At 50.7% G+C, this 13,657-nt stretch carries 11 protein-coding genes; all 11 read right to left on the minus strand.

The genetic code is table 11. The features are described from left to right. Positions 1–294: 294 nt before the first annotated feature. Positions 295–1,440 carry a Ger(x)C family spore germination protein gene (locus ACFVSO_RS02860; RefSeq protein ID WP_387469885.1) on the minus strand — a complete coding sequence of 382 codons (1,146 nt, stop codon included), beginning with the start codon at positions 1,438–1,440 and terminating at the stop codon, positions 295–297. After that, positions 1,437–2,915: a spore germination protein gene (locus ACFVSO_RS02865; RefSeq protein WP_387469887.1), complete on the minus strand. Its 1,479-nt coding sequence runs from the start codon at positions 2,913–2,915 to the stop codon at positions 1,437–1,439. Before ACFVSO_RS02865 ends, ACFVSO_RS02860 begins: the two co-directional genes overlap by 4 nt. After that, positions 2,912–4,009: a GerAB/ArcD/ProY family transporter gene (locus tag ACFVSO_RS02870; protein WP_387469889.1), complete on the minus strand. Its 1,098-nt coding sequence runs from the start codon at positions 4,007–4,009 to the stop codon at positions 2,912–2,914. The genes ACFVSO_RS02865 and ACFVSO_RS02870 overlap by 4 nt, the downstream gene beginning before the upstream one ends. A 200-nt stretch (positions 4,010–4,209) precedes the next feature. Continuing rightward, the gene (locus ACFVSO_RS02875; protein ID WP_387469891.1) at positions 4,210–5,319 is read right to left on the minus strand and encodes a GerAB/ArcD/ProY family transporter; all 1,110 of its coding nucleotides are present in this window, start codon (positions 5,317–5,319) and stop codon (positions 4,210–4,212) included. Positions 5,320–5,351: 32 nt separating this feature from the next. Beyond that, positions 5,352–5,561, minus strand: a complete 210-nt coding sequence (locus ACFVSO_RS02880; RefSeq protein WP_387469893.1) for a hypothetical protein — start codon at positions 5,559–5,561, stop codon at positions 5,352–5,354. Positions 5,562–5,582: 21 nt separating this feature from the next. Next, the gene (locus tag ACFVSO_RS02885; RefSeq protein ID WP_387469895.1) at positions 5,583–6,767 is read right to left on the minus strand and encodes a Ger(x)C family spore germination protein; all 1,185 of its coding nucleotides are present in this window, start codon (positions 6,765–6,767) and stop codon (positions 5,583–5,585) included. A gap of 12 nt (positions 6,768–6,779) precedes the next feature. After that, the gene (locus ACFVSO_RS02890; protein WP_387470543.1) at positions 6,780–8,357 is read right to left on the minus strand and encodes a spore germination protein; all 1,578 of its coding nucleotides are present in this window, start codon (positions 8,355–8,357) and stop codon (positions 6,780–6,782) included. A gap of 112 nt (positions 8,358–8,469) precedes the next feature. Beyond that, on the minus strand, positions 8,470–10,074 hold the full coding sequence (locus ACFVSO_RS02895; RefSeq protein ID WP_387469897.1) for a response regulator transcription factor: 1,605 nt from the start codon (positions 10,072–10,074) through the stop codon (positions 8,470–8,472). Continuing rightward, positions 10,049–11,890, minus strand: coding sequence for a cache domain-containing sensor histidine kinase (locus ACFVSO_RS02900; RefSeq protein WP_387469899.1), 1,842 nt, complete (start codon positions 11,888–11,890; stop codon positions 10,049–10,051). Before ACFVSO_RS02900 ends, ACFVSO_RS02895 begins: the two co-directional genes overlap by 26 nt. A 24-nt stretch (positions 11,891–11,914) precedes the next feature. Beyond that, positions 11,915–12,748 carry a carbohydrate ABC transporter permease gene (locus tag ACFVSO_RS02905; protein ID WP_387469901.1) on the minus strand — a complete coding sequence of 278 codons (834 nt, stop codon included), beginning with the start codon at positions 12,746–12,748 and terminating at the stop codon, positions 11,915–11,917. Beyond that, positions 12,748–13,629 (minus strand): carbohydrate ABC transporter permease, encoded by an 882-nt coding sequence (locus ACFVSO_RS02910; RefSeq protein WP_387469903.1) that lies wholly within the window; start codon positions 13,627–13,629, stop codon positions 12,748–12,750. Before ACFVSO_RS02910 ends, ACFVSO_RS02905 begins: the two co-directional genes overlap by 1 nt. Between the last annotated feature and the right edge of the window lie 28 nt (positions 13,630–13,657).

A 13,657-nucleotide genomic window follows, 5' to 3' on the forward strand; every position in this document is an offset into this window, starting at 1 on the left:
GACATAACCACCTCAGTCTGATTCACTCATATGCAATATATCGGATATCCGGCAATGATGCAACATAATCGGCCGGCAGAAAGAAAGTGAAGCGCGCAGGCCTCCCGCTAAATCAGCTATCCACAAACAGAACCCGCGTCCCGTCTGCCCCCCTTTGCCTGGACTTATATAGCCTGTATCCAGCTTCTTGGGTAAAGCTTATCAGGGTTGCGGGCTCCATTTATGCTGAAAAGCCATTTCTGCACCAGGCTCCATTTATGCGGCTGTCCGTATCCATCACATGTGGTTCCTCATTCAAGGCTTGGTTCCTTTATACTTGCCTGTCGTCATCAGATGGACGCGAACATCAATTTTCTTAATGGAATCGTTTTTCAAAAAATTCGGCTTGCCGGCCGTAATTCGGCCGAATTCCTTCGGCTTGGTTCGATATAATAGTTGGCCTAGCTCGAAAGGATCACACTTCATGCTCAAACCGTTCCGGTAGGTCAGCTCGATCTCCTCGCGGATATCCTCCTCTGCATAATGCGTCAGCTTTTTCAGATCGGTATCTTGCACCATCTCCATGACGTATCCATCGGTATCTACCCGAATATCAAATTTGGGCTCTCCATCCTCCATATACGGGCGAATGCGCATCTTTGGATGCTCGAACATGATAGTCGCCACTGCCTCGCCGTCCCTGTCCACCTCTATCGGTGTACGCTCCAGCCGCTCATCGGACCATCTAACCCCGGTCAACTCATCTGTAGACATCCAGCCAGTCATCTTCATATCGCGGAAGAAGTAGGCGCCGGAGATCATGAACATCTCCTTAGGCTTCTTATCCTCCGTCCAATCCACAGAATCAAAGTCGATGGACGGTATATAAGCAGCCTGCCCTTTTTCATTCAAATAGGCAATAATCTGATTGCCGGTAACCGGGAGTACGATCGATTGCACAGAGCTCATCTGCGACGCAGTGAACATGGCAGTATCAAGCGGCGACAAATTCAAAATCGATTTCTTCGTTAAAATATCCTTGATCGGACGTTTGGTGCCATAGACGAGCACATTGTAGCGAACCTCCCGATACCGGTTCACCGTTCCATAGATGTTGTTAACCCCCATTTTCATCGCACTCTCTGACATCACCGCTACCTTGACATGCCCCCAGAACATTCGAAGCTGCGCTGTTCTGCCGACATCCGTCAGCGCGAGTGCCAGCGTATCCCCTTGCCCCTCGCCTACCCAAACCGGAAAACTCTTGCCCAAGGCGATCTGTTCAGTTCGGGCGACTGTGGCAAAATTGAGGATTTGCGCATAGGCAATCCACTTTCCGTCAACGTAATCAATGCCGATTGCGGTCGCGTAAGCCATATTTTGCACCTCCGGCAACCGGGTGCATCCTCCGGTAAGCAAGCAGATCAAGATGCAGATGCCAATCTGCTTAGCCCGCGTCATTTCTCTCCCCCTCCCTTCTGACTATCTGAATCAATGGTATCAAGCACGCTAGGCCGCTTCTTCATCAAGCTATAAGGCAGCCGGAGGAAGGAAACAACCAGCTCCTTCACGTTAAGAGGGGACAATGGCGACAAATAGGGAACGCCAAAAGATCGCAAGCTTGCCATGTAGCTGGTAAGCAGCACGATGCCGAGAATGACTCCGAACATGCCGAGCAGCGCAGACAAGAGGAAAAACACAAATCGCAATATGCTAACCTGCGAACTTAAGGTTTGATTGACCAGCGTTACGCCCGAAACTGCCGTGATCGCTCCGACGACAACGACGGATGGCGACACCATCCCTGCGCGGATTGCAGCATCGCCGATAATCAAACCGCCGATCGACGTCAGTGTCTGGCCGATGGAGCTAGGCAGCCTGACACCGGCTTCCCGGAATATCTCCAGCAGCGTCAGAAGCAGGAACATCTCCATATGCGATGATAACGGAAGGCCAAGCCGTGATACGGAGATGGTCGCCATCATGCGGAACGGAATTTGATCCTGATGGAAGGACATAAGCGCAACCCATATCGCTGGAAGAAAGATGGAGAGAAACAAGCTGATCCCCCGAATGATTCGTGCGAAGGATACGTAGGTGTAATTGAAATGAGCATCCTCTGGCGATTTCAAAATGAGTGACAGGCCGGCTGGCGCGATCAATACCATTGGAAGCCCATCCACCACAAGCACAGCCCTGCCCGACAGCAGGCTATTCACCGCATAATCCGGACGTCCCGTAAAGTCCATGGTCGGCAGCAGCTTCAAGGTCGAATCCGACAACATCTCTTCAATTTGGCTTATGCTCATAATGCCGTCCACATCAATCGTGCTTAACCGACTTCGAATTTCTTCAACAATCTTCGGATTAATAATATCCCGGAAATAGAGCAGCCCGACACGCGTGCGCGATCTCCGCCCCAGGATAACCTCTTCTACCTGGAGCGACTGGGATCTGAGCCTTTTCCGAATTAGCGCAATATTGACGGTGATGTCCTCTATAAAGCCGTCTCTCGGACCTTTGACCGATATTTCCGTGCTTGATTCGTACGGCTGTCTCGTCGGCTTGTCCGCTATGCTCATATTCCCCATCACGCCGTTATCCAGAAACAACAGAACAAGCTGTCCATCGAACACAATCTCGGACAAGTCGTCATCCGTCTGAGCCTCTACTTCATGGATTGGCAGCACGCTCGACAAACGATCAATCGGATCAGAGAACGATCCATATTCCGCGTAGATTCGATTCAGCTCAGGAAGCACGAAGCGGCCAATATCAGACGATCGGGTAAGTCCATCCGCATAGACCATAACAACCTCAGGACTGCTCTGGCCCCCGTACCTGCAAGTCTGGATAATGACATCGGATGATCCCTCGAACAATGTCCGCAGTCGTTCCTCGGTCCATGGCTCACTCTTCTCGTGTCCCTTGCTCAAGTCGCTTCCTCCTTTTTGGCAGATCCCCAAATCATAGCCACAAGCATCCATATGAACGATAATGCCAACAGAATGATGAGCGATATCGGCATATAGTACTTGTACATCCATATATAGAAGGCATACTCATTCACCTTAAACTGAGTCAATACGATATAGCTCAGCATGATGATGCCGATCGCCCAATATTTGCTCCGCTTGCGCTTGATCTGAAGCAATTCTACCAAGAGATAGACCGATAAGCTGATCCTGATGCTTGCTCCCGAAAGCCATTGGAAGATAGACAGGAAGTCAAGATGCTCGATGAACTGTCCGATCTGCACAAGCCGCCACTGTTCATAGGGCGAAGTCATCTGATGCGAAGCTTCAACAGGTCCGAACTCCGTAATTGCACCAAGCAGAGGCCCCAACGTAATGATAGTTGAAAAGGCGCCATATACGAGCAGCTGCCACAGCTTGATTTTTTTATTCAAATGATGCTGCAGCAGGATGATAGCCAGCAGTTCTACATACCCGGCGCCCGCATACACGACGCCGTCCATGACCGGCTGTACACCATTCTCCAGTATGGGCTTCAGCAGTGAATAATCTTTATGGGGACCGTTAAACGCACTAACGAAGATGCCAAGAATGGTAACGATCGGAAGCAGAATACCGGAAACAACCGCAATGACCCGAATGCCCCACAACGTAATCGCGGCACAGAACAGGATGAGAAAGCTCACCATCAGCATTTTGGGGGTGAAGGGCAAATAATTGGTCGTCGTCCATGTAGCCGTATGGATGGTCGTCATCCCGCCTATCATATACATTTGAATAATGATAGGAATGACAAGCAGCCAAGCTACAATCGGCGATATGCGGCTGGAGAGCCATGACTTCCAGTGCTGCTGCCCGGAACGTTTCATAATGAAATACAAGAGCGGCATCCACAACAGGAACAGGCCGCCCGATACGAGCGCCGTAATCCAGGAATCTCTTCCCGAAGCGTCCAGAATCATCGGATTCACGACGACGTGGCTGGCGAGACCATTGGCCAAAGAAAACATCATAAAAACTTGAGGAAAATTGATCTTGTCGACGTTATTCTTCATATCCCGCTCCCCTCTTCACGCTATCCTACCGTCCCTCGCATCCCTTATTTATGCCCTCCCCCAATATTTTCTATGCCAAAATCATGAAACAAGCCGCCCCTGTGCGGGACGGCTTGTCATTCAATTAATGAATCAGGTTCCAGCAAGAAAAGCTGTCGTAAAGATGTCCATGGCGTCGTCCTTCTCCTTCAACAATGAGATCAGGAGCTGGCGGCTTTGCCTTTCTTTTTTCTTACGAGCAGACCGATAAGAAGCAGCAGCGGAACAAAGAAACAAAACACAAGATCAAACCAATTGTAATATCGTTTTAGAATTTGATAATACACCGTTATGTTAGGCGTGCCGACGACAGTCAGAACCAACATAATCATGCCAAGCGGGATCGTTAGCATTCTGCTTTCACGGAGCCTCAGCCAATGCGCCAATCCGCTTGTAAGGGCAAAAAACAACAGCAGCGTTTTATAAAACACGGTGATAATCCATAAAAAGGCCAGAATCGCTTCCAAACGTTCAAGAAAGTTGCCGACTGCTATTTTCTGAGCCAGCACGAACGTCGGATAATATTTGGTCTCCATTAAATTCGGCCCCAGCACGAGCACGCAAAGTCCGACCACAATGAACAGAAAGAGGCCGCCAGCCGCAAAGCTCTTCATAATAGGCTTGGTCAGCTTCTTGTCGGTCGCTACATAAGGAACGAGCGCAAGCAAGACTACCATCTCTACGAATGCGACGGATACGACCGGGATGGCGCCATCAACAATAGGCCATAATCCTTCGGCTGCGATCGGCTTTACATTCTCAATATTAGCCTGGGATAGAGACAATATGGCCAATACCATAAACAATGCCGTGAAAGCCGGGAACAGCAATTCCCCCATACGAGCAAAAGCCTCTATGCCATAACGATACGCTACAATAACAACCGTCAAGAAAATGAGGATTATCGCGTTCACAGGCGTCTCCGCCATGAGCTGTGTCGTCATGAATTGGCTAAGCTCGCTTACAAGCGTTAAGCTGCACATAAAGAAGTTGAACAGAAACAGCAATCCCACAACGCTGCCTAACCATCCCCCTAACGCTCTGCGTGAAGCGTCAAGGAGACTGTCTCCTTGCATTCGATTTGCAATCGCAGCGAAGAATCCCCCTAGCACAAGACCAACTGCATAAGCGATAAGCATGGATATCCACGCATTCTGCCTTGCCGAGGACGCAATAATCGTCGGCAAGATCAAGATTGAATCTCCGGTCAGGCCCAGGATGATTAAAATTTGGAATTGCCTGACGGAAATTTTCGCATTTGTGAATTCCAAGTTGTTTCCCCCTTATAAGGCGGCATAAACGATCACATCACCCAACCGAACATCATCTTAACCAGCAAGAACGGATTAGGGAGGCTGACTTCCATAACCAACGCGCCATAAAGCGCAACACCAATTGCCAATAGTACGAAGAATATAGCAAGTTCAAGCTTGTGACCCCTATGAATGAGACGGGGCGCTTCCAGCCATATTGCAGCTGCCGCAAGGGCGAATACGCCAAACAATGAACTCATCAGCCTCACCTTCCTGCATACTTACTTCTTCAGTGTCGTATTTCCCGTCGTGCCCGTCTTGCGAATAAACACCTTAATGTCGTACTGAATCTCCGCTTCAGGGAAATATTTCTCGTTCCAGTCGTCCCTTACACGCTTCCAGTAAGCGGGATGATCCTTGCCTAATTGATTGCCGAATCCGAACACATCCGATTTCAATTCCTTTGCCCGCTTGACCGCCGCCATGGCATTGGACTCGATGGATAATGCAGAATCTTCTTCCAGCTTGCTTATCGCAGCCGGGTCTGTCAGGTCTATATGTGTGCAAGGCATATTGACGACCGCAGCCTCCGTTCTTAACTCAATCATGACTACGGGCATGCCGTCCACCAGTTTGGTCTTCATCTTGGTTTCCGAAGACGTGATTTCGATCCCGATATAATGGCGTGAGCCGCATGAAAGCTCGATCGTTGAGCTCCTTAGATTATCCGTAATATCCGTGTAGCCTTTACTTTCCTTTTCATTCAACCACCCGACTAGTCGATCATCCTTGAACACGGCAATGCCTTTATAGCGGTATCTTCGTGAGGGAAGGAATGATTTCACATTACGCGGAGAGTCCCCCGCCGCCGGATCGCCGAATAATTGGATTCCCGTCAACGCAAGCTCATAGCCGTCGCTTGACAGACGGTCAAGCACCTCATCCATCGTAATGGATACCGTAGGCGCCCATAGCTTCTGGGAGTTGCGCAGCGATTGAAGCATGCTGTACGTAGGCAGTTTCTCGATAGGGGTATACAGCTTCAGCACATTCTCCGCCCTTGTTCCTCTGGCAACAACCAGATTAAAGTCCATTCGCAGCTCATTATCTCTTAAAATATTGTCAATAAAATCATGTACCCCTTGTTTGGCGAGCGCCTCGCTTACAACGTAGAGCTGCAGATGGCCAAAATACATCTTCCGAGGCGCCTCTGCCGTAACCGCTCTTGCCGCCTCAAACACCGTCTTGCCTCTTCCTTGAAAAAGCGATCCCGGCGGACGTTCACCCGTTTTCTTCTGCGCCGATATTTCGCTTGGACTCACAACTTGGAAGGAAACGAGATACTCCCCTTCCTCCCAATCCAGGCCTACTCCGAGCACGATCAAGATCTCGTTCAGCTCGCGCCTGCTCCAACAGCCAGTAAGCATGGCCAGGCAAAGCACGATAATGGTTACTCTGGTCCACATGCTTGCTCCTCCTTACCCACGCCTCCGTATCCGCGTGCTGCCAGTCCCTTCTGAAGTTCCGGGACGCTTGAACATGAGCCATCTCGGCAACCGGACAAGTGTATCCTCCAATTCAACTGCCCTAAAAGGCGAGAATGGAGACATAAACGGCTCTCCGAAGGAACGAAGAGCGCACAAGTGGAGCAGCAGCACGAATAAGCCCATAATAACGCCGAACAAACCGAAGCTCGCGGCTACTGCCATAAATGCAAAGCGGAGAATACGTACCGGGATCGACATGCTGTAAGCCGGCAGCGTAAAGGTAGATATCGCCGTTACCGATACGACGATAACCATGGCAGCAGAGACAATGCCCGCCTCCACCGCCGCTTGTCCGATCACGAGCGTCCCGACGACGGAGACCGCCTGGCCGATTGCCCGCGGCATGCGCAGCCCCGCTTCGCGCAGAATCTCGAAGGTGAGCTCCATGACAAGCGCTTCAATAAACGCCGGGAACGGGACGCCTTCGCGCTGCGCAGCAAGGCTGAACAGCAAGGAGGCCGGAAGCATCTCCCGATGAAAGGTCGTAATCGCAATGTATAGCGACGGCAGCAGCAACGAGATAAATACACTTATAAATCTCAGTATGCGCAGCAGGCTCGCATAGACCGACCGCTGATAATAATCCTCCGTCGATTGAAAAAACGAAACAAACTGAGTCGGGACGAGCAGCACATTCGGAGTACCGTCGACCACAATGGCCACTTTGCCCTCCAGCAGCTGGGAGGCAACATTATCAGGAAGCTCGGAGTTGAAGACTGTCGGGAACAACGAATATTTCCCATCCTCAATGAGCTCCTCCAGATAGCCGCTGTCCAGCACGCTGTCGATATCAATAGCTCGAAGACGCTTTCGCGTCTCTTCAATAACCGATGGCTTGGCAATGCCGTTCATATACATTAACGTTACGTCCGTCCTGGTCATACGCCCGATCGACATCGTCTCCAGCCAAAGCCGAGGGTCTTTAATTTTGCGCCGGATTAAAGAGGTATTGACTCGCAGCGTTTCTGTGAAGCTCTCGCGCGGACCTCTAACGGAGGTCTGGTTCGTCGATTCGGTAACGTCGCGGCCCTTCCAATGGCGAATATCCGCCCGATAAGCATAAGTTGCCTCGTCTATTAGAATAATGGCTTCACCTGACAGCAGATTGCGGTACAAGTCGGCCATATGGGTAACCGTACGTATAGAGCCCATGCCGAACAACATCTCCTCGGCAATGCTTGCTATGTCTGTATCCTGATTTCCCTTTGTCCGGCTGGCTTCCTCCTCATGTCCACCATGCTGAACGGAACGGGACAGCAAATTAGAAATAAAGCTATTGATTACAGCGGAGTCGGACAGGCCGTCCATATAGACAACCGCAGCCGCAACGTTATCCGACCCCTCACGTCGCATCTCCCGGATCACGACATCATCACTGTCGCCCAGGTCCAGCATGATCCTGTTCATATTGGCTGAGACCTTCGGTTCAATCGGCAACGATTCGTATTCATCCCAAAGCCGGTCTTCTTGCTGATGAGTCCTATTACGGGCCGCTTTCTTATGCTGCATAGGCACGCTACCTTCTCCTGTTGATCATCTCCTCCCATTATGACCATCGGCATATGGAGCTAAACGCAAAAAAGCCTTGGCGCAAGTTATGCGCCAAGGAGAATCTCCTCTACTACCTCTCCACCTGATGATGCTCGCGATACTCGGATGGTGTCATGCCAGAAAACTTTTGAAATACTTTCGTGAAATATCTGCGCTCCGAATAGCCCGACACCGAACCGATTTCCGTTACGGTTTTGTCCGTCGTCAGCAGCAGCGACTGCGCCATCTCCATACGAAGCCGGGTAACGTACTCGACGAATGTCTCCCCGAAGTGCGACTTGAACAGCAGACTGAAATAACTAACGCTGATCCCCAGATAATTGGCCAGCTCCTCAACCCCCAGATCACCCGACAGTCGCCTATGGATATAATCCTTTGCAGATAACATCAGCACCTCGGCTGTTTTTTTGCTAAAGGCCTTATCCATGGCATCATCCACCAGTTCGATGATCATCTCCATCACATTTTTTACGCTAATGCTATGCTGAAGCTTTCGCCATATCTTCTCTTCCTCCTGTGGTGCAATCATATTCATCTCTCTCAATTCACGAAGCAGATGAAGCAGCAAATAATGGAGAACCTTCTCCGCACAGTAAAGCTCTTGTTCCTGCTCCTTAATGACACAATGCTTCAAATCCATCAGTGCTTGGCTCATCGCACTCTGATCCAGCTTCCTCATTTTTGAGACAATGACATCCACCGCCCGCCAAAGGGACGGGTGTTCACTCAGCTCGGCATTCGCAGCTTTATCTCTGGCACAAACCAGCTTCCAGTTGCCGGCAGACTGCAGAAGCATCCGCTGCAGCTTCTTGTACGCAGACTCCATTTCGGTCATCCTTATTCCTTCAGGGTACGCCACGAAGCTGATCGGCAGCTTCATTCGCTCCTCTATGCCTTCCCGCAGTCGCTGCAGCCGCTCGTTCGCATGGTCTGCGCGGATTCGCCAATTCGCGCCTCTTTCTCGCTGCTCAATCAGGCACCACTCTCCTTCACGCAGCTGCATGACCGCAACCGGGCATCCGTCAGCTGCCACCAGTTGCCTCAGCGTCCCCGTAATCTCAGCATTTCGGCTTCTTCTCTCTTGATCCGACCATTGCAAGGAAAGCTCGGCATATTGATCGATATCGGCAAGATAAAGCGAAAACCAGAGACGATCGGGCGCCATTCCATGCTCCGGCAGCCATACACTTTCACCTTCTGTATGGAGGCCCAGCAGGGCATGATAGAGCTGCTTTTCGTATGCCATACTTGCCATACGACCCCACCGCTCTACCTCCTGCAACCGATCCTGCTTTCGGGTACGGATTTGTCCGCATACTTGACGCACAGATTGCTCCAGCTGCTCATAATCGATTGGTTTTAGAATGTAGTCGCGAACCCCTCTTTGAAGCGCTTCCCTTGCATATTCGAATTCCTGATAGCCCGTCAGCATAAGAAAGTCGCATTCCGCATCGTCCTTGCGGGCTTCCGACAAGAATGCCATGCCGTCCATGACCGGCATCCGGATATCGCATAGCACCAGATCCGGCTTCAGCTCCCGGAAGTGCTGGAGCGCCTCCTTGCCGTTGCGCGCAAGCGCCGCCACCTCGATCCCCATGTCCTCCCATGGCAGAACAGCCTTCAAGTTAAGCAAGATCGGCAATTCATCATCAACCAGCATGGCCTTTAATTTCATGGTTATCACCCGGTCCCGTCTTTGGTAGGATGCACTGCACCTTTGTCCCGTCCCCCGGCATCGAGCATATGAGAAGTCCGTAGGTCGGGCCATACTGAATGCGAATCCGATCCGCGACGCTGCGAATGCCGAGTCCCCTGCGCTCCGGGTTATGCTCTGCGCCGCTTTGGTTCGGAATCAGGTTGTTATCATCCGATGCCATATATTGAAATCGGGCCAGCATTTCGCCGTTCATCCCGATGCCGTTATCCTCCACCGTTACCCGTATGCGCTCACCGTCGGAGCTAGCGCGAATCCGAATGCTCCCCCTCCGTTCCAGACCGTCGAATCCATGCTGAATGCAGTTCTCGACAAGCGGCTGAAGCGTCAGCTTCTGGAGCGTACAAGCAAGCAGGCTTTCGGGTATGTCAATTGAATAATCAAAGCTGTCGGCAAAGCGGAACTTCTGAATTTCCAAATAACTGATCAAATGCTCGATTTCCTGGCGCAGCGGAATTTCTTCCTGCCCCTTGAAGCTGATCCGCAAGATGCTCGCCAGTCTCAACACCATCTGACTTACCTTCTTGCCCTCATTCTGTACCGCAAGCACATTGATGGATTCCAACGTATTAAAAATGAAATGCGGCTTGATCTGCGTCTGCAGGACACGCATCTCCGCGCGATTCTTCTGCTCTTGCTCCTGCCTAATCCTCTCCAGTAAATGCTGGATGCGCGCGATCAAGCTATTCAATCCGCTGGCGAGCAGCCCCAGCTCATCTCTACCCTGTACGGCCATCCGTATACCTAGCTCGCCTTCTTCCACTCTCCGCATGAATCGTACGACCCGAATAATCGTCTTCGCGATCCGATTGACCGAGAACAACAGGAAGAACATGGCGAGCAGTACGGTAATGGTGAGCAAGGCCGCCACCCATCTTGCGTACTGGTCGATTTGACTCGATAACGAGCTCCAGGAGGCGACAGACACCAAATGCCAGTTCTCCTTGTGCAGGCTGACGCTGGACACGACGCTATCCTCAGATTGAAATGCCTGCCTTGCGCTTAGAAATGACGGATTAAGCTGAAAACGATTGTCGGTATAGTCCGCAATTGCCTCGCCATTCATTTCCTGAGAGCTGTCGTACAGGATTTGGCCATCCCTGTTCACAATGAAAAACCGGGTGCTATACCGTTCCTGATTGAAGCGAAAATACCGGAATACGGCATCAAGGGCAGAGTTTTTGGTCTGAACAAGCAAAATCCCCTTGTCCTCCAGCGTCTCCAGGTCCTTGACCACGCGGATTTGGGTAAAGATAGGGTCTGAGCTCGTCAGCTCCGGATACTCATACGGCCCCACCCACAAAGGCAGGCCGTCGCGGCGGCGCACTTCCGCATAAATCGGATGCTCCTTCAGCTTGGAGAAAGGCAATGCTTCGAAATAATCTTTGGAGTAAATCGGAATAACGCGGTTGTCCTCCAGCGGATACATGAGCGCGAAGCTAACGGAGGGATGGTTGATCAGCAGACTGCGGAAATTTTGCTGTATCTCATTCAGCTCCAGCATATGAATCTGGGATAAGTGCTCCATGTCGTATCCCTTCTGATTCAGCATCTCTTGCAGCGCCATGCTTGCAATCGTACTGTCCGTCACCTTGTTCATCTCGCTGAATACGAACTCGACGTTCTGCCTGAGCGCCCGCAGCGTCAGCTCCGCCTGCTGCGCATAATTTTTCTCCACTGCCTGCGATATAAAGTAATACGCGGCTATGCCAAGCAGAAATAATGGCAGGATGATCAAGGCAAGAAACGCGGCAAACAGCTTGAAGCGAAGCGACATGTCTCTCTCCTCCCGCCCTGGCCCCTAGCCCTTCACGCTTCCGGCCGTAATGCCTTCAATGATCTTGTCTTGCAGGAATGCATACAGAACAAGGACAGGCAACACGCTGAATACAATGCCCGCGCATATATACGCGTAATTCGTCTGGTATGCGTCCCGAAAGCCAACCATGCCCGTAGGCAAAGTACGAAGCGCATCCTTGCTAATAAAGAAGTTGGATAATAAGTATTCGTTCCATACACCAAGAAAGTTCACAATAAATACGGTAACAAGCGCTGGAATCGTGACGGGCATAATAATCCGGAAGAATAGACCAATCGACCCGAGCCCATCCATAATGGCCGCTTCCTCCAGCTCACCCGGTATCGCTTTCATGAATGCAGCGATCAGAAGCACGCTGATCGGAAGCGCTCCTGCTGTGTAGGGCAAGAATAATGACCAGTGTGTATTAAGCAGCCCCAGATCGGATACGAGAATATATTGCGCAATGAACAATACATTGCTCGGTATAAGCATGCCAATCAAGACAACCTGATAAATCACTTTGCTCGTACGAATCAGCCGCATGCGGGTCAGCGCGAACGCCGTCGCAGCTGAGAGGATAACGCCCGCTACGCCCGATGTCAGCGACAGATAAGCGCTGTTGAAGAAATACGTGCTGATTTTGGCCGACACCCATGCATCGATATAATTTTGAAATACCAGTTCAGTCGGGAAGCCGAATGGATTCTCCGCAATATCAATATTGTTGTCCTTCAGGGAAGAGAAGACTACGAAGACAAAGGGGATCAGCACAGCCGCAACATAGATCATGAGAACGATATGCGGCAGCGTTCTTCTTGCCTTAGTGAGCAGCATCAATAAGTCACCTCTTCCTTCGTGCGGCCAAAGGTCAATTGATACAGGGCGGTTAATACAAGCGCAATGACAAAGATCAGCAGCGCGAGAGAGGTGCCGTAGCCGTATTCGCCGTAGCGAATCGCTCGGTTGACCATATAGGAAGCCATAACCTCAGTCGAACTTACAGGCCCTCCTTTAGTCATGACAAGCACGATATCTACCACTCTCATGGCCCCTGCGATAGACAGCATGACAATTACGGAAATAATGGGCTTGATCAGCGGAACGGTGATGCGGATCGCTCTCTGGAAGCCTCCGGCTCCATCGATCTCTGCCGCCTCATTCAATTCTCGCGGAATTGCCAATATAGCAGCTAATACCAGCACGATATAGAAGCCCATCCACTGCCACGCATTCGTAATGAGAATAGCCCATAACGCGAATCGCGTATCCGCCAGCCAGTAGATCGTATCGATGCCGAACAAGCCTAGAAACTTGTTCACGATGCCGGCCTCCGGGTTATAGATGAATTGCCATAGAATGCCGATAACAGCTGTGGATAGAATCGCCGGCACGAACACCGTTGTTTTGTAGAAGCCTTGAAGCCGCTTCACGCTTCCAATCAGAATAGCGAAAAAGATTATGATCGGGACCTGTACGAATACGGAAAAAAGAATGAAATACATATTGTTGACGATTGATTTTTGGAAATAAGAATCTTGCAAAGCGGTAGTGAAATTATGGAACCCGATATACTTCGGCGCGTTCAGGCCGTCCCAATCCGTAAACGCGTAATATGCCGATGAAAGCATGGGATAAATTGTGAAGAGGAAGTACATGCCGATCGTCGGAATGACGAACAAGGCGTATACGTACGGATTTTTCAAGGCGCTTCTCATCTTCAATCCTTTCTCCTTCCTACAAAAT

This window comes from Paenibacillus sp. NPDC057967 (assembly GCF_042887015.1).
Classification (GTDB): Bacteria; Bacillota; Bacilli; order Paenibacillales; family Paenibacillaceae; genus Pristimantibacillus.